Source organism: Mesorhizobium sp. A623, from assembly GCF_054489405.1.
Genome location: NZ_JBTMXB010000004.1, coordinates 66,019 through 83,099 on the forward strand (window position 1 = coordinate 66,019; position 17,081 = coordinate 83,099).

At 62.5% G+C, this 17,081-nt stretch carries 17 protein-coding genes and 1 tRNA gene; 12 read left to right on the plus strand and 6 right to left on the minus strand.

Annotated features, from left to right (window positions below; translation table 11 throughout):
• Positions 1-7 precede the first annotated feature (7 nt).
• The 5 genes from ACX3P1_RS05935 to glpK all read left to right on the plus strand — a co-directional run bounded on the left by ACX3P1_RS05935 (position 8) and on the right by glpK (position 5,586).
• Positions 8-802: a transglutaminase family protein gene (locus ACX3P1_RS05935; protein WP_459078633.1), complete on the plus strand. Its 795-nt coding sequence runs from the start codon at positions 8-10 to the stop codon at positions 800-802.
• A 28-nt stretch (positions 803-830) separates the two neighbouring features.
• A complete protein-coding gene (locus tag ACX3P1_RS05940) occupies positions 831-1,565 on the plus strand; it encodes a peptidase (RefSeq protein WP_459078634.1) in 735 nt (244 codons plus the stop codon).
• A gap of 99 nt (positions 1,566-1,664) precedes the next feature.
• Positions 1,665-2,432: a DeoR/GlpR family DNA-binding transcription regulator gene (locus ACX3P1_RS05945; protein ID WP_459078635.1), complete on the plus strand. Its 768-nt coding sequence runs from the start codon at positions 1,665-1,667 to the stop codon at positions 2,430-2,432.
• A 122-nt stretch (positions 2,433-2,554) separates the two neighbouring features.
• Entirely contained in the window at positions 2,555-4,054 is a 1,500-nt protein-coding gene (gene glpD, locus ACX3P1_RS05950) for a glycerol-3-phosphate dehydrogenase (RefSeq protein WP_459078636.1), read from the plus strand.
• Positions 4,055-4,092: 38 nt separating this feature from the next.
• Positions 4,093-5,586 (plus strand): glycerol kinase GlpK, encoded by a 1,494-nt coding sequence (gene glpK, locus ACX3P1_RS05955; protein WP_459078637.1) that lies wholly within the window; start codon positions 4,093-4,095, stop codon positions 5,584-5,586.
• 56 nt (positions 5,587-5,642) lie between these two features.
• On the opposite strand, the gene ACX3P1_RS05960 is transcribed toward glpK, so the two are convergent.
• Complete coding sequence (locus ACX3P1_RS05960) at positions 5,643-6,080, minus strand: BA14K family protein (RefSeq protein WP_459078638.1); 438 nt, start codon at positions 6,078-6,080, stop codon at positions 5,643-5,645.
• A 372-nt stretch (positions 6,081-6,452) separates the two neighbouring features.
• On the opposite strand from ACX3P1_RS05960, the gene ACX3P1_RS05965 reads away from it, so the two are divergent.
• Positions 6,453-6,527, plus strand: a tRNA-Lys gene (locus tag ACX3P1_RS05965).
• Between the two features lie 16 nt (positions 6,528-6,543).
• On the opposite strand, the gene dprA is transcribed toward ACX3P1_RS05965, so the two are convergent.
• Genes dprA through ACX3P1_RS05985 form a run of 4 tightly spaced genes read right to left on the minus strand, consistent with a single transcriptional unit; the run spans position 6,544 to position 10,542 of the window.
• On the minus strand, positions 6,544-7,668 hold the full coding sequence (gene dprA, locus ACX3P1_RS05970; protein ID WP_459078639.1) for a DNA-processing protein DprA: 1,125 nt from the start codon (positions 7,666-7,668) through the stop codon (positions 6,544-6,546).
• Complete coding sequence (gene plsY / locus ACX3P1_RS05975; RefSeq protein ID WP_459078640.1) at positions 7,665-8,264, minus strand: glycerol-3-phosphate 1-O-acyltransferase PlsY; 600 nt, start codon at positions 8,262-8,264, stop codon at positions 7,665-7,667. Before plsY ends, dprA begins: the two co-directional genes overlap by 4 nt.
• Positions 8,265-8,296: 32 nt before the next feature.
• Positions 8,297-9,583 carry a dihydroorotase gene (locus ACX3P1_RS05980; protein WP_459078641.1) on the minus strand — a complete coding sequence of 429 codons (1,287 nt, stop codon included), beginning with the start codon at positions 9,581-9,583 and terminating at the stop codon, positions 8,297-8,299.
• On the minus strand, positions 9,580-10,542 hold the full coding sequence (locus tag ACX3P1_RS05985) for an aspartate carbamoyltransferase catalytic subunit (RefSeq protein ID WP_459078642.1): 963 nt from the start codon (positions 10,540-10,542) through the stop codon (positions 9,580-9,582). Before ACX3P1_RS05985 ends, ACX3P1_RS05980 begins: the two co-directional genes overlap by 4 nt.
• 164 nt (positions 10,543-10,706) lie before the next feature.
• Here ACX3P1_RS05985 and ACX3P1_RS05990 point away from each other — a divergent pair, with 164 nt between their 5' ends.
• Both ACX3P1_RS05990 and ACX3P1_RS05995 read left to right on the plus strand, forming a co-directional pair.
• Positions 10,707-12,338, plus strand: coding sequence for a DNA alkylation response protein (locus ACX3P1_RS05990; RefSeq protein ID WP_459078643.1), 1,632 nt, complete (start codon positions 10,707-10,709; stop codon positions 12,336-12,338).
• A 205-nt stretch (positions 12,339-12,543) separates the two neighbouring features.
• Entirely contained in the window at positions 12,544-12,873 is a 330-nt protein-coding gene (locus tag ACX3P1_RS05995; RefSeq protein ID WP_459078792.1) for a DUF6105 family protein, read from the plus strand.
• On the opposite strand, the gene ruvX is transcribed toward ACX3P1_RS05995, so the two are convergent.
• The gene (gene ruvX / locus ACX3P1_RS06000; protein WP_459078644.1) at positions 12,803-13,297 is read right to left on the minus strand and encodes a Holliday junction resolvase RuvX; all 495 of its coding nucleotides are present in this window, start codon (positions 13,295-13,297) and stop codon (positions 12,803-12,805) included. The genes ACX3P1_RS05995 and ruvX overlap by 71 nt on opposite strands.
• A gap of 70 nt (positions 13,298-13,367) precedes the next feature.
• Here ruvX and ACX3P1_RS06005 point away from each other — a divergent pair, with 70 nt between their 5' ends.
• From ACX3P1_RS06005 to ACX3P1_RS06020, 4 genes are all read left to right on the plus strand, one after another.
• On the plus strand, positions 13,368-14,075 hold the full coding sequence (locus ACX3P1_RS06005) for a metal-dependent hydrolase (protein WP_459078645.1): 708 nt from the start codon (positions 13,368-13,370) through the stop codon (positions 14,073-14,075).
• Positions 14,076-14,158: 83 nt separating this feature from the next.
• Positions 14,159-14,446, plus strand: coding sequence for an Asp-tRNA(Asn)/Glu-tRNA(Gln) amidotransferase subunit GatC (gene gatC, locus ACX3P1_RS06010; protein WP_459078646.1), 288 nt, complete (start codon positions 14,159-14,161; stop codon positions 14,444-14,446).
• A 75-nt stretch (positions 14,447-14,521) separates the two neighbouring features.
• A complete protein-coding gene (gatA, locus tag ACX3P1_RS06015) occupies positions 14,522-16,003 on the plus strand; it encodes an Asp-tRNA(Asn)/Glu-tRNA(Gln) amidotransferase subunit GatA (protein ID WP_459078647.1) in 1,482 nt (493 codons plus the stop codon).
• A gap of 152 nt (positions 16,004-16,155) precedes the next feature.
• Positions 16,156-16,950, plus strand: a complete 795-nt coding sequence (locus ACX3P1_RS06020) for a YdcF family protein (RefSeq protein WP_459078648.1) — start codon at positions 16,156-16,158, stop codon at positions 16,948-16,950.
• Positions 16,951-17,081 lie beyond the last annotated feature (131 nt).

The window sequence follows — 17,081 nt, forward strand, 5'->3', positions numbered from 1 at the left end:
AAGTTGGATGAAACTAAAGATCACCCATCGCACCGAATATCGCTACGACGCGCCTGTGCAGTATGCGTTGCAGCGGTTGCGCCTGCTTCCGCAGAGCGGGCAGACGCAGACGGTTCTGGCGTGGTCGCTGGCCATCGATGGCGCGCGCGAGGAGGTGCGGTTCGCCGACCAGTTCGGCAATGACACGCGCCTGCTGAGCGTCGATGGCGAAAGGAATTTCATAACGGTCGAAGCTTCCGGCGACGTGGTCACGCACGACACCGCAGGCGTTGTCGGCCCGCATCAAGGCTTTGCGCCACTGTGGCTTTTCAAGAGCCAGACGCCGTTGACGACAGCCGGCGACGGTATCCGCGCGCTGGTTGCGTCGGTGGATGACGGCACGGAGATCGAGCGCCTGCATCGGCTGATGGTGATAATCGGCGAACGGGTCGCCTATACGCCGGGCAGCACCACCGTGGCGACCCCGGCCGAGGACGCTTTGGCGCTGGCAACGGGCGTCTGCCAGGACCATACCCATATTTTCTGCGCGGCCGCGCGCGTTCTGGGTTTCCCCGCCCGTTATATCAGCGGCTATCTGATGATGAACGATACGGTGGAGCAGGCGGCCAGCCATGCCTGGGCGGAAGCGCATGTTTCGGGGCTGGGCTGGGTTGCCTTCGATGTCGCCAACGGCATCTCGCCGGACGAGCGCTATGTCCGGGTGGCGACCGGCCGCGACTATCGCGACGCCATGCCCGTCTCGGGAATTCGGGTAGGACAGGCGCAAGAAGAGCTTGCGGTCACCGTCACCGTAGAGCAGTAATCCGAAAAATTCGCTGTTAGAGGACTGCATGACCTATTGCGTCGGCCTGAAGCTGGATCGCGGGCTCGTATTCATGTCGGATACGCGCACCAATGCGGGCATGGATTCCATTTCGACATTCCGCAAGATGCATGTCTGGGAGGAGCCGGGCGAGCGCGTGATCGTTTTGATGTCGGCCGGCAATCTGGCGTCGACCCAGGCCGTCGTCAGCCTGCTGGACGAGCGCAGCAAGGCGGTGTCCGACCGGCAGGCAACGGTGCTGGCGACGCCTTCCATGTACCAGACGGCGCGCATGGTCGGCGATACGATCAAGGAAGTGATCGCCAGTTCCTCGCCGGAGGGCGAGAGCGCCGATTCTTCATTCAATGCGTCGTTCATCCTGGGCGGGCAGATCAGGGGCAGCGAACCGCGGCTTTTCATGATTTACCCGGAAGGCAATTTCATCGAAGCCAGTGACGACACGCCGTTCTTCCAGATCGGTGAGACCAAATACGGCAAGCCGATCATCATCCGGGCGTATGAAAGAGCGATGAGTTTTGCCGAGGCGGTAAAGCTGTTGCTTGTCTCGTTCGATTCGACGCTGAAATCGAACCTTTCCGTGGGCCTGCCGCTCGATCTTCTTTTCTATGAGAAGGAAAGCTTCAAGGCAGGCTTCAGGAAACGGATAGGCCAGGACGATCCGTATTACCGCACCATTTCGGAAGGCTGGTCGAACGCGCTGAAGGAGGCGTTCCAGAAGCTTCCGGATTTTCCCGACAAATAGGACGGTCAGCCGCCAGTGCTCCACCGATGAATGCCGCGAAAGCCTTTTCCATTTTCGTTTTTGGTTATAAATAAAGAAAACGAAACTGGAAACCGACCGATGTTTCTTTCGCCGCGCCATTCCGAAATCGTCCAGATGGCCAAGGACAATGGGCGCGTGCTGGTCGACGATCTGGCGACGCATTTTAATGTCACGCCGCAGACCATCCGCAAGGATCTGAACGATTTGTGCGACCAGCGGCTGTTGTCCCGCATCCATGGCGGGGCGCTGTTTCCGTCCGGCATCGAGAACATGGAATATGAGGCGCGTCGCAAGATCGCCGCCGATGAGAAGGATATAATCGGCCGTGCGGCGGCAAGGCTTATTCCAGACAATGCCTCGCTGTTCGTCAATATCGGCACCACGACGGAAGCAGTCAGCAAGGCGCTGCTCGATCATCAAGGGTTGATGGTCATCACCAATAACATCAACGTTGCCAACAGGATGCGCGTCTATCCTTCGATCGAGGTGGTGATCGCCGGCGGCGTGGTGCGCGGCTCCGACGGCGGCGTCGTTGGCGAGGCGGCGGTGGATTTCATCAAGCAGTTCAAGGTCGATTATGCGGTGATCGGTGCGTCCGCGATCGACCATGACGGTGCGCTGCTCGATTTTGATTTTCGCGAGGTGAAGGTAGCCCAGGCGATTATCGCCAATGCGCGGCATGTCATCCTGGTTTCGGACCAGACCAAGTTCGAGCGCACCGCGCCGGTTCGCATCGGGCATCTGTCGCAGGTCGATACGTTCATAACGGATCGCTGCGACATCGCTTCCATTCGCCGTATATGCGCGGAATCCGAAGTGGACCTGATCGAAGCTGCGCTCGAATGAGCGGCGTTTTCAGGCAGTTGTCGCTCCGATATTTCGTTTGACACGCGTTATAATTTCGAAATAATCAAAACGTATTTCGAAATCAGCGATTGCGCTGCAATCCGAAAATATCGGAGGGGTCCGTGGACGCATCGCAGGTCCATGACATTTTTGTCATAGGTGGCGGCATCAACGGCTGCGGCATCGCCCGCGACGCTGCCGGGCGCGGCTTTTCCGTTTTCCTGGCCGAAATGAACGACCTGGCCAGCGGCACCTCTTCCGGCTCGACCAAACTCATTCATGGCGGCCTGCGCTATCTGGAATTCTATGAGTTCCGGCTCGTTCGCGAGGCGCTTATGGAGCGCGAGGTGCTGTGGCGCAACGCCCCGCACATCATCTGGCCGATGCGGTTCGTGCTGCCTTACGCCAAGGGACTGCGCCCCGCCTGGATGCTGCGGCTTGGCCTGTTTCTCTATGACCACATTGGCGGGCGCAAGCTCTTGCCGGCGACCAAGACGCTGGACATGCACACCGATCCGGCCGGCAAGCCGCTGAAACCGCTCTTTCAAAAGGCGTTCGAATATTCCGATGGCTGGGTCAACGATGCCCGGCTGGTTGCGCTGAACGCCCGCGACGCGGCCGACCGTGGTGCTGTCGTCCGAACCCGCACGAAGGTCATCGGTGCGCGGCGCGAGGGGGAACTGTGGTCGATCACGCTTGAAGATGCGCGCACGAAGAAGACCGAAGAGGTCAAGGCGCGCCTGCTGGTCAATTGCGCCGGGCCGTGGGTGGATCATGTGCTGTCCACCGTGGTCGGCCAGAAGGACGCGCACAATGTCCGCCTCGTTCAGGGCAGCCACATTGTAGTGCGCAAGAAATTCGACGATCCGCGCGCCTATTTCTTCCAGAACAAGGACGGCCGTATCATTTTCGCGATCCCCTACGAGGAAGAATTCACGTTGATCGGCACCACCGACCGCGATTTCACCGGCGACCCGCATGTCGTGAACATCAGCGATACCGAGATTGATTACCTGTGTGCTGCAGCAAGCGAGTATTTTGCCGAGCCGGTGCTGCGCACCGATATCGTCTGGACCTATTCGGCGGTCCGGCCGCTCTATGACGATCATGCCTCGAAAGCGCAGGAGGCCACCCGCGACTACGTGCTGAAGGGCGAGGGCGGCGACGGTCAGGCACCGATTCTCGACGCTTTCGGCGGCAAGATCACCACTTATCGCCGGCTGTCGGAATCCATGCTTGAAAAGATCGAAGGCTATTTGGGCAAGCGCGGCAAGCCGTGGACGGCCAGCGCCCCGCTGCCGGGCGGTGATTTTCCGGCAACCGGGTTTGAGGCGGAAGTCGCGAAAGTGGAGAAGGCCTATCCCTTCCTCGATGCGCGGTATGCCCGCCGGCTGACGCGGCTTTACGGCACGCGCGTACGGGCGTTGCTGGGAGAGGCCAAATCGCTTGCCGATCTGGGCCGCGATTTCGGCGCGCAACTGTACGAGGCCGAAATACGCTATCTTTCGCAAAACGAGTGGGCGCAGACAGCCGAGGACGTGCTGTGGCGGCGTACCAAGCGCGGGCTGCATTTCAACGCTGCGCAGACGGCCGCGCTCGACGAATTCATGCAGGGGCTTTGACCCGGTTGATGCGCGACCATTGATTTCAGGGAGGGGGAATGACCGGTTTTATCCTGGCGATAGATCAGGGGACGACATCAAGCCGCGCAATCCTGTTCGACGGAAAGATGAAGATCGCGGGCGTTGGGCAAAAAGAATTCGCGCAACATTATCCCGCCTCCGGCTGGGTCGAGCATGACCCGGAGGAAATCTGGGCGAGCGTCCTCTGGTCGGTCAAGGCGGCGCTGAAGAACGCCGGGCGCGACGCGTCCGGGATCGCTGCAATCGGCATTACCAACCAGCGTGAAACCGTCGTCATCTGGGACAAGGCGACCGGCAAGCCGATTCATCCGGCCATCGTCTGGCAGGACCGGCGCACGGCACCTCTGTGCCAGAAACTGAAGAAGCAGGGGCTGGAGAAGAAATTCACGAAGAAGACCGGGCTTTTGCTCGATCCGTATTTTTCCGGCACAAAAATCGCCTGGATGCTGGACAAGGTGAAGGGCGCAAGAAAGCGCGCCGAGCGCGGCGAATTGTTGGCCGGCACCATCGACAGTTTCCTGATCTGGCGGCTGACCGGTGGAAAAGTGCATGCTACGGATGCCACCAACGCCTCGCGCACGCTGGTTTACAACATCGAGAAGAATGCGTGGGACGACGAACTGCTCGACATCCTGAACATCCCGGCGATCCTGCTGCCGCAGGTGAAGGATTGCGCCGATGATTATGGAGTAACGGACAAAAATCTGTTTGGAGCCGAGATAAAAATCCTCGGCGTCGCCGGCGACCAGCATGCCGCGACCATCGGCCAAGCCTGTTTCCAGCCGGGGATGCTGAAATCCACCTACGGCACCGGCTGCTTCGCGCTGCTCAACACGGGCACCGATATCGTGCGGTCGAAAAACCGGCTTTTGACCACGATTGCCTATCGCCTGAACGGCCGCACCACTTACGCGCTGGAGGGTTCCATCTTTATCGCTGGGGCCGCCGTTCAGTGGCTGCGCGATGGCTTGAAGATCATCGCCAAGGCGGAAGAGACGGGAAAGCTGGCGGCGGCAGCCGATCCGACCCAGGAGGTCTATCTGGTGCCGGCCTTTGTCGGGTTGGGCGCGCCGCATTGGGATGCGGAAGCGCGCGGCGCGATTTTCGGTCTGACCCGGAATTCCGGCCCGGCGGAATTCGCCCGCGCCGCACTCGAATCGGTTGCTTATCAGACGCGCGACCTGCTCGACGCCATGCGCAAGGACTGGAAAGCCGCTTCGTCCGAGACGGTGCTGCGGGTCGATGGCGGCATGGTGGCGTCCGACTGGACGATGCAGCGGCTGGCCGACATTCTGGATGCGCCGGTTGACCGGCCGACAATTCTCGAAACGACGGCTCTGGGCGCGGCCTGGCTGGCAGGGTCGCGGGCGGGAGTCTGGCCGCAAGCGGACGAATTTGCCAAAGCCTGGGCGCTCGACCGCCGCTTCGAACCGGCAATGGCGGAGAAGCAGCGCACCGCCAAGCTCAAGGGCTGGCGCGACGCCGTTCGGCGCACGCTGAGCGCCGGTTGACACGAAAAGGGCCCGCGCCGGTAACAGCGCGGGCCTTTCCAGTCGATCAACTCTACTCAGTATGGCGAGCGGCACTGTTGGCGCGGACCGTTATAGGGCTGGAACGTGTTGTCCGAAGCCCGATAGGATCTATACCGGTCATAGCAATATTGGACATGCGAATTGCCGCTATAAGCCGGTGGCCTGTCATTAGCGATGGCGCCGGAAATAATCGCGCCTGTAGCGAATGCGGCTAGCGGGAACCATAGATTGCCGTGACGGCGGTAGCCTCGGCGATAATGATCGTGGCCGCGATGTCCGCGCCAGTAGCGACGGCTATCGTTACGGGAATGACGCTGCCAATTCCGCCGCTTCCACTGCACTGTTTGCACGTTCGGCGTCGTCATTTGCTGTTGTGGAACATACACGGACGCCGCTTGGGCGGGGATCATTCCCGCACCCGCAAACGATAAGCTCAACACGCCGGCCATTATGCCCGATGTAATCTTGTTCATGACTTTCTCCTCAAAAATTGGTCCCTTTGGTGCAAACAACGATTGGGCAACCCATTCGTTCCGAGCAAGCTCCAGATTGTCAAACCGCGTTGCGTGCGGTTCCGTTGGCAACCGTAACGCAGCGCAACGTTGGCCGGTTGCCAAACCACAGGGATCCACTGTTAAAGCGAGGTCTGATGCCTTGCTTTTTTCGGTTGACCGACCCGAGCAGTCTCCCTATGTTCCGCGCACTTTCCGGGGTGCTTCTGCGCTCGCGAAAGGACGCAATCCTGTCTCGGCGCATCGAATACATGCCCATGGTTTGCGGAAGGTGTATTGCACGCTGCAGGTCGGGCCGCTCGCCGGCATTGCAGGACGGCGATCGATCAAGGCGGGCGGGTAGCTCAGTGGTAGAGCATTCGACTTTTAATCGAATGGTCGTGGGTTCGATACCCACCCCGCCCACCACTGACAAATCAAGCAGTTAGAAAACAAGCGAGACATGGCCCCCGGCATGGCGTTCCAGCCGGCCCGCCAGATCCAGTTCGAGCAGCACCATGAACACCTGCGCCGGATGCAGGCCGGTGTGATGGATGATCTCGTCGGCGGCCACCGGCGTCGGTCCCAGCGCTTCTATGATACGTGCACGGTCGTCCTCGCCGGGCGGCGTTACGGAGAAATCCGGCGGTTCCTCCAGCGGCAGGGCGAACGACGCAGGCATCGCCGAAAGCGGGGAGAGCGCGCTGATAACGTCATCCGCCTCGGTGACGAGAATAGCGCCGTCCTTGAGCAGGCCGTTGGCGCCGCCGGCGCGCGGGTCGAGCGGCGAGCCCGGCACGGCGAACACCAGCCGCCCCATTTCGCCCGCAAGCCGCGCGCTGATCAGCGAGCCGGATCGCTTTGCCGCTTCCACCACCACCAGTCCGAAGGCAGCACCTGCGACCAGCCGGTTGCGGCGCGGAAAGTCCTGCGCGCGCGCTTGCCAGCCGAACGGCATTTCGGAAATGACCGCGCCGCCGCGCTCGCAGATATCCTCGATCAGCCCAATGTTTTCGGGCGGGTATGGCATGTCCAGGCCCCCGGCGAGAACGCCCACCGTGCCTGTCGAAAGGCTACCCTCATGGGCTGCGGTATCGATGCCGCGCGCCAGGCCGGAGACGACGGCATAGCCTTCGCGGCCAAGGTCGGCGGCAAGCGCGCGGGCCATCTTGATGCCGGCAAGCGAAGCGTTGCGTGCGCCCACGATCGCCACCGCCGGCAAGCCGAACACAGCCCCTTGGCCCTTCATCGCCAAAAGCGGCGGTGGGTGGTCGATGGCTTTCAGCAGCGGCGGGTAATCCGCCTCGCCGATGCCGACGAAGCGTGCGCCAGCCTTTTTGGCGGCTTCCATTTCCGCTTCTGCTTCCGCAAGCGAAGGGATGCGCCCGAGGCGGTTCGCACCGCCCGAAATCATCAGCTCGGGCAGCATTTCAAGCGCTGTTTCGGCTGAGCCGAAGCGGTTTATCAGATCGCGAAACGTGGCCGGGCCAACATTCTGGGTGCGGATCAGCCGAAGCCAGGCGAGCCGCTGCCGGTCGTTGAGACGAGGCGCAGCAGTGCGCTCGTTCATCCCTTGGCGCCGATCCGGCCCTCCGTGCCTGCCATCAGCCGGGAGATGTTGGCGCGATGCTTGATGAAGACGATAAGGCTCATGAGCGCAAACAGCATGGCGATTTGCGGCGACGCCTGAAACCACAGTGCTACCGGCACCACGACGGCGGCCGTCAGCGCCGCGAGCGACGAGTAGCGGAAGATGATGGCGACGATCAGCCATACGGCCGCGAATACCAGCGCGCCCTGCCATGCCAGCCCGAGCAGTACGCCGAGATAGGTGGCGACGCCCTTGCCGCCCTTGAAGCCGAGCCACGCCGGGAAAAGATGGCCGATGAAAGCGCCAAAACCCGCCCACAGGCCGAGCCCCGGTCCGAATTCCGCGGCGTAGTGGGCGGCGATCAGCACGGCGGCCGTGCCTTTCAGTATGTCAAGGATCAGCGTGGCGGCAGCGAGGCCCTTATTGCCGGTTCGCAGCACATTGGTCGCGCCGATATTGCCGGAGCCGATGGCGCGCACATCGCCCAGCCCGGCGGCGCGGGTAAGCAGCAGGCCGAAGGGGATCGAGCCGAGCAGATAGCCGAAAATCAGCGCGATAATGTAAAAACTGGTCATGGCTCCCCCAGGTTGGCCGGGCCCATGCCAGCCTAAGCCGAAAACACTGTGCGGCCCGCGACCATCGTTTGCAAGACCTTGCCCTGCAGGCGCGCGCCCTCGAAACAGGTGTTCTTGGAGCGCGAGCGGATGCCGCTTTCGCTGACCACCCACGGCTCGTCCAGATCGACCAGCGCCAGATCGGCGGATGCGCCGGGCTTCAGCGTACCGCCCGGCAGGCCGAACAGCTTTGACGGAGCCGTGGACAGCAGTTCGATCAGCCGAAGCAAGGAAACGTCCTCATTGTGATAAAGCCGGAGCGCGGCGCCCAGCAGCGTTTCCAGCCCGATCGCGCCCGCTGCGGCGTCGGCGAAGGGCAGGCGCTTGGTGTCCACGTCCTGCGGATCGTGCGAGGAGACGATGAGGTCGATCGTGCCGTCTTTCACGGCCTCGACCATCGCCAGCCGGTCGTCTTCGGCGCGCAGCGGCGGCGTCAGGCGGAAAAAGGTCCGGTATTCGCCGACATCGTTTTCATTGAGGCAAAGATTGTGGATCGACACGCCGGCGGAAACATTCGCGCCGTCTGCTTTGGCGCGCGCGATCGCGTTCGAGGCCATCGCGGTGGAGATTTTTGCAGCGTGGTATCCGCCGCCCGTCAGCCGCGCCAGCGCGAGATCGCGCTCCAGCGGAATGATTTCCGACTCGCGCGGAATGCCGGACAAGCCCAACCAGCTTGCATAGAGCCCCTCGTTCATGACGCCCGACGCGGCAAGGTCGGCGTCCAGCGTCTCATGCGCGATGACCGCGCCGAAATCGCGTGCATAGGTCAGCGCGCGGCGCATCACGGCCGAACTGGCGATGGTGTGGCGGCCGTCGGTGAAGGCGACGCTGCCGGCCTCGCGCAACAGGCCGAACTCGGTCATTTCGCGCCCCGCGAGCCCCTTGGTGATGGCGGCGGCGGGATAAACGTTGACGCTGGCCGTGTCCCTGGCGGTGCGCAGCACGAATTCCACCAGCGCCACATTGTCGATCACCGGATCGGTGTCGGGCATCATCACGATGGAGGTGACACCGCCGGCCGCCGCCGCATGGCTGGCCGAGGCAATGGTTTCGCGATGCTCGCCGCCCGGTTCGCCGATGAAAACGCGCGAATCGACCAGACCGGGGATGATCGTTTTGCCGGTGCAATCGATGACGGCAGCACCTTCCGGCGCGCCCTGATTGAGCGCGGATTCTCCTGCCGCCGCTATCTTGCTGCCGTCGATAATGACTGATCCGACCTCATCGATGCCACGCGACGGATCGACGATGCGGGCGCGCTGGAGGATGGTGATGCTCATGCGCCGCGCCCCTCGTTACGGCGCGGGTCGAGCAGCGCTTCCATCACGGCCATGCGCACGGCAACGCCCATCTCCACCTGTTCCTGGATGACGCTTTGCGGACCGTCGGCGATCTCGGAGGCGATTTCGACGCCCCGGTTCATCGGCCCCGGATGCATGACCAGCGCGTCGGGCTTGGCCGCCTTCAGCTTTTCCGCATCAAGCCCGAAATAGCGGAAATACTCACGGATGGAGGGCACGAACGCGCCCGCCATGCGCTCGCGTTGCAGGCGCAGCATCATCACCACGTCGGCGTCCTTCAGGCCTTCGGCCATCGATTTGGCGACGATGACGCCCATGCGCTCGATGCCGGTGGGTAGAAGCGTCGAGGGTGCCACCACGCGTACCTGCGCGCCCAGCGCGTTCAAAAGCATGATGTTGGAGCGCGCCACGCGCGAATGCAGGATGTCGCCGCATATCGCCACGATCAGCTTCGACAGCGGCCCCTTGGCGCGGCGGATGGTCAGCGCGTCGAGCAGCGCCTGCGTCGGGTGCTCATGCGCGCCGTCGCCGGCATTGACCACCGAACAGCCGACTTTTTGTGCCAGAAGCGCGGCGGCGCCGGCTGACTGATGGCGGATGATCAAGATGTCGGGCCGCATGGCGTTCAGCGTCATCGCCGTGTCGATCAGCGTCTCGCCCTTCTTCACCGAAGAACTGGCCACCGCCATGTTCATCACGTCCGCGCCGAGCCTTTTTCCCGCAAGCTCGAAGGAAGCCTGCGTGCGCGTGGACGCTTCATAGAACAGGTTGATCTGCGTTCGCCCGCGCAAGGTCGAGGTTTTCTTCTCCGGCTGGCGCGAGATCGCCACCGCGCGGTCGGCACGGTCGAGCAGCAGCTCTATGTCGGCGGGAGAAAGCGTGCTGATGCCAAGAAGATGGCGATGAGGGTATAGCGGCAGGGGGGGCGCGTCTGTCATCTTAAAGGCGTGCTATAGGGCGCGGCCGCGCACCTCGCAAGCACAGGCTCTGGATTACATGGCTTCTCCCCGGTATTTTCGTCGCGCACGCGCTCGGGCTTAGGCTATAACGCCGCGACGGCGCGGATTCTTTCAACCGGTGCCTTCGAGCATGAGGAGAGGGCGTGAGCGACGAAGTGACGAACCAGCCGCCGCCGCTGACGGGTGGCAATGCCTGGCGCGGCGATCCGCTGCTGATCCAGCTTGCCGAACAGTTTTCCGACCCCGTGCGCAAGGATCTCGACGCGCTCGGCCGCTTCGTGCTGACGCATGAGGCTCAGGATCTGGCGCGCCTCGCCAACACCGAGACGCCGAAGCTCAAGACGCATGACCGCCAGGGCCGGCGGCTCGATCAGGTCGAGTTCCATCCGGCCTATCACGCGCTGATGCGCCGTTCGGTGGCGAATGGCCTGCATTCCTCCGTATGGGAAAATGGCGATGCCGAGATCGGCCGGCGCCATCAGGTGCGCGCCGCGCGCTTTTACCTGACAGCCGAACTCGAAACCGGCCATCTGTGCCCCATCACCATGACCAGCGCCTCGCTGGCGGCGCTGATGGCCAGCCCAAAACTGTTTCGCGAATGGGCCCCGCGCGTCACCACGCGCAAATACGACCAGAGCCAGAAGCCACCGGTGGAAAAAACCGGGCTGACGCTCGGCATGGGCATGACCGAAAAGCAGGGCGGCACCGATGTGCGCGCCAACGTCACCCGCGCCGAACGGGCCGGCAGCACCGGCTTTTACCGCCTCAATGGCCACAAATGGTTCATGTCGGCACCGATGTCCGATGCCTTTCTGGTACTGGGGCAGGCGGCGGAGGGGCTGTCGTGCTTCCTGGTGCCACGCATTCTGGGCGACGGCTCGGGCAACGGTTTTCATTTCCAGCGGCTGAAGGACAAGCTCGGCAACCGTTCGAATGCTTCCTCGGAAGTCGAGTTCGACAACGCCATCGGCGAAATGGTCGGCGATCCCGGTGCTGGCGTCAAAACGATCATGGACATGGTGACGCTGACGCGGCTGGACTGCGCCGTCGCTTCCTCGGCGCTGATGCGGGCGGGACTGGCGGAAGCCGTCCACCATGTGCGCCACCGCCAGGTTTCCGGCGCAAAACTGATCGACCAGCCGCTGATGCAGCGCGTATTGGCCGACATGGCACTCGATGTCGCGGCAGCGACCGCGCTGTCGTTCCGGCTGGCGCGTTCCTTCGACGAGGCGGCGGGCGACCGGGGCGAGGCGGCTTTTGCCCGCGCCATGACGCCTGTGGTCAAATACTGGGTCTGCAAGATCGCACCGCCGTTGCTCTACGAGGCAATGGAGTGCATGGGCGGCAACGGCTATGTCGAGGAAGCGCCGCTCGCGCGCTATTACCGCGAGGCCCCGGTCAACGCGATATGGGAAGGCTCGGGCAACGTCATGGCGCTCGACGTGTTGCGCGTGCTCAACCGCGCGCCCGGCCTGTTCGAGGATGTGCTGGCTGGCATCGACCGCGATCTGGGGGCGGGCGGACGCGGCACTATCGGCGTGCTCAAGGCCGCCATGCAGGTGGCCAGCACCGACGAAGGCTCGGCGCGTCTCTTGACGGAGCAACTGGCGCTTTCGGCGGCGGCGGCGGAACTGCGACGGCTGGGGGCAGGGCGCATCGCCGACGCCTTTGTCGAGACGCGGCTCGCCGGGCAATGGCGCAATACCTACGGCATGTTGGATGCCCGTCACGATGCCCGCATGATCATCGATACGCTGTACCCGCCGACAAGTTGAATTTTAGCGGCTCGGCAAGGGGCGTTTGGCTACCTGTTAATTTCCGTTAACCTTAACAAATGGTTTAGATTGCGGCTTCGGCCGGCAAGGCTCACTGTTATGGTTACCGAAACGGAATCGCCATGCAGCCACTGGTAGTCCTATTATCGATATTTCCGTTGCCAGCCTCTGCACGCCGCGGAAGGGCGTTCTGATGCGCCATTGGATGCGCTATCTGCTGGTGATGTGGGCAGCCCCGCTGGTTCTGTTCTGGGGCTGGTTCTTCCTGTCCTACTACGACATCAATTTTGGCTACGTGATGCTGACGCGCCAGCTCCACGATCTCGTTTTCGAGCTTTATGGCGAAATGCTGGGCATCGATCCCACAATCATCCCCGGCATGATTGCCAAGGCCTGCGTGTTCGATGCGTTGATCGTGCTGGCAATCTGGGCGTTCCGCCGCCGCCGCACCATCGCCGTCTGGTTCAGGTCTGCGCGCGAGCGCTGGCAGGGCCATTCAGCACACGAAGCCGGTCCAAGGCTCCCTGCAGAATAAAGGCGGCGGCTGCCGAATCGATCTTGCCGGCGCGCTTCTTGCGTGAAAAATCCATCTCGATCAGCGTTCGCTCGACTGCCACGGTCGAAAGCCGCTCGTCCCACATCACGAAGGGCAGGTCCGAAAGCGGCTTCATGCTGCGCACGAAGGCGCGTGATCGTTGTGCGCTCGGCCCTTCCGAGCCGTCCATGTTGACAGGCAGGCCGATGACGACCGCACCGACATTTTCTTTTGCGAGCTGCGCAAGCAGTGTCGTCGCATCCAGCGTGAACTTCTTGCGCATGATGACGGGGCGTGGATGGGCGAACGAAAAATTCTGATCCGACACCGCCACGCCAATGGTCTTGTCGCCGAGGTCGAGGCCGGCCAGCGTCTTGCCGCCGGTCAGATAGGCGGGAAGCTCTTCTATCGTGACAATGCCCACAGGCTTTCCTTTGACTTGAACCGACAGGGTTCTATCCTTGGCCCGACAAAAAATCGAGGAGACGCAAGCAATGAAACTGACATGGTACGGCCATTCCGCCTTCAAGGTAGAAACGGCGGATGCGAAAATCCTCATCGATCCGTACCTTATCGGCAATCCGTCCTGGAACGGCGGGGTCGAAGGACCGGCCGAAGGCGTCACCCACGTTCTGCTGACCCACGGCCATGACGACCATATCAGCGGCGCGGTCGAGGTGCTGAAGAAGACCGGCGCGCAGCTCGTCGCCAATTTTGAGATCTGCATGTATCTGGTCGGCAAGGGCGTCAGCGGCGACACGATCAATCCGGGCAATATCGGCGGCACCGTCGATTGCGGCTCGTTCACCACGACATTCGTGCAGGCGCTGCATTCCTCATCCACGCAAGGGCAGGGTGGCGAAAACACCTATCTCGGCAATCCGGGCGGGCTGGTGCTGCATTTCGGCGGCGAAAAGACGCTCTACCACATGGGAGACACCGATATTTTCTCCGACATGGCGCTGATCCACGAACTGCATCAGCCGCAGATCGGTATTGTCCCCATCGGCGACCGCTTCACCATGGGCGGCGCGGTGGCGGCCCTTGCCTGCCAGCGCTTTTTCAAGTTCGACACGGTGGTGCCGTGCCATTTCGGCACCTTTCCGATCATCGACCAGACCGCCGACAAATTCACGGCCGGGCTGGAAGGGTCGGGCATCAAGGTCGCGCTGCCCAAGATCGGCGAGACCATCGAGCTTTGACACAAGCCCGACCTGTTGCGCCGCGCGCCGAGCAAAGCTATAGCGCGGGCTGGTTTTCCAAGGCCTAACCTAAGGGTCCCATTATGTCCGTTGATCTTCCGACAGTGAAGCGCGTCGCGCGCCTTGCCCGCATCGCGGTGAGCGAGGAGGACGCGCAGCGCATGGCCGGCGAACTCAATGCCATCCTCGGCTTTGTCGAGCAATTGAACGAGGTCGATGTGGCCGGCGTCGAGCCTATGACATCGGTGATGCCGATGGCGATGAAGAAGCGCCAGGATGCCGTCACCGATGGCGGCAAGGCCGACGACATCGTCGCCAACGCGCCCGCGACCGAGGAGAATTTCTTCCTCGTGCCGAAAGTGGTGGAGTAGGCGGCAGCGCCGTCTCCACCCCACCTTGAATTTCATGAAGCAGCCTAGCGCTGCATGAGCCGAAACGATCCCGCCATGACCGACCTGACCAGACTGACGATTTCCGAGGCCCGCGCAAAGCTGCGTGGCAAGGAGATCACGGCAAGCGAATTGACCGACGCCTATCTGGCGGCAATCGAGCAGGCTAATCCCTCGCTCAACGCCTATGTCGCAGTGACCGCCGACAAGGCGCGCGCCATGGCCAAGGCGTCGGACGAAAAGCTCGCCAAGGGCGACAGCGGCGCGCTGGAAGGCATCCCGCTCGGCGTCAAGGATCTGTTCGGCACCGAAGGCGTGCATACGCAGGCCGCGAGCCATGTGCTCGACGGCTTCAAGCCGCGCTACGAATCGACTGTCACGGCCAATCTGTGGGCCGATGGCGCGGTCATGCTGGGCAAGCTCAACATGGACGAGTTCGCCATGGGCTCGTCCAACGAGACGTCCTATTACGGCCCGGTCGTCAATCCGTGGCGCGCCAAGGGCTCGAACAGGCAGCTGGTTCCGGGCGGTTCGTCCGGCGGTTCGGCGTCCGCGGTTTCGGGCTTCCTGTGCGCCGGCGCCACCGCCACCGACACCGGCGGCTCGATCCGCCAGCCGGCGGCGTTCACCGGCACGGTCGGCATCAAGCCGACCTATGGCCGCTGCTCGCGCTGGGGCATCATCGCCTATGCCTCGTCGCTCGATCAGGCTGGCCCGATTGCCCGCGACGTACGCGACGCCGCGATCCTGCTCAAATCCATGGCTTCGGTCGATGACAAGGACACGACCTCGGTCGATCTGCCGGTGCCGGATTATGAAGCGGCGCTCGGCAAGCCGATCAAGGGCCTGAAGATCGGCATTCCGAAGGAATATCGCGCCGATGGCATGTCGCCGGAAATCGAGACGCTGTGGCAGAAGGGCATTGCCTGGCTGAAGGACGCCGGCGCCGAGATCGTCGACATCTCGCTGCCGCACACCAAATATGCGCTGCCGGCCTACTACATCATCTCGCCCGCCGAGGCCTCGTCCAATCTCGCCCGTTATGACGGAGTTCGCTACGGCCTGCGCGTGCCTGGCAAGGACATTGTCGAGATGTACGAAAACACCCGCGCCGCCGGCTTCGGGCAGGAAGTCAAGCGCCGCATCATGATCGGCACCTATGTGCTGTCGGCCGGCTATTACGACGCCTACTACATCAAGGCGCAAAAGGTGCGCACGCTGATCAAGAAGGATTTTGAGGACGTCTTCGCCGCCGGCATCGACGTCATCCTGACGCCGGCGACGCCTTCCGCCGCCTTCGGAGTCGCCGATCAAGAGATGGCCGCCGATCCGGTGAAGATGTATCTCAACGACATTTTCACCGTGACCGTGAACATGGCCGGCCTGCCGGGCATCGCCGTTCCCGCCGGCCTCGACGCCAACGGCCTGCCGCTCGGCCTGCAACTTATCGGCAAGCCCTTCGATGAGGAAACGCTGTTCCAGACCGCGCATGTCATCGAACAGGCGGCGGGCACGTTCCAGCCGGAAAAGTGGTGGTAGTGCGTCTTAGTGCGTCCTTCGAGGCTCGCTTCGCTCGCTCCTCATCCTGAGGTGTGAGCGAAGCGAGCCTCGAAGGACGCAGGACGATACTGTAATCGACAAAGCTCCACGCTCCTCATCCTGAGGGACATCTCGAAGGACGCACGACCCCTATGTTCTTCATTCTCTCGAAAATCGTCGGCTTCTTCATCCAGCCGCTCAATTTCGCGATCCTTCTGCTTTTTGCGGGGCTTGTGGCGACCGTCTTCGGCCGGCGCCGGCTGGCGGCGGGCAGCAGCGCAGCGGCCTTGGCGGTGCTGGCGCTCTCGGTCTGGACCTCGCTCGGCGCGCTGATGCTCACCCCGCTGGAGGACCGCTATCCCAAGCCGGCCCTGCCGCAAGCGGTCGATGGCATCGTCGTGCTTGGCGGCGGTTTCGAGGGCGCGATCAATCTGGCGCGCGGCGGGTATGAATTGAACGCCGGCGGCGACCGCTATGTCGAGGCCGCAATCCTCGCCCGCCGCTTTCCGGCGGCGAAAATCGTCGTGTCCGGCGGTGCCGGCGCGCTGGTGCTGGAGGGCGAGAGCGATGGCGATACCGCGCCACGCCTGCTGATCGCGCTCGGCGTCGAACAGGACCGGCTTGTTCTCGAAACACGTTCGCGCAACACCTACGAGAACGCGGTCTTCACCAGAGAGATGGTGACGCCGAAACCCGGCGAGACATGGCTTCTGGTAACATCGGCCTTCCATATGCCGCGCGCCAAGGCGCTGTTCGACAAGGCCGCCTTTGCGACGGTGCCGTGGCCTGTCGACTACCGCACCACCGGCAAGGAAGGCGTCAGCCTCTTCGCCGACAATGCGGCCGATTCGCTTCAGGCAACCACGCTTGCCATCCGCGAATGGGTCGGGCTCTTCGCCTATTGGCTGACCGGCAAGATCGATTCTCCGTTTCCGGGGCCGGCCTGAGCGTTTTTCCCGCGGATGTCGCGGCCGGATCAGGCAAAGTCGGCGCATGCGGCGTGTACGGATGCGAATCCGCAGAAAGAGAGTGCAAGTTCCTATATATAAATCTGTCTGTATGCTCGTTCGGGGTTACT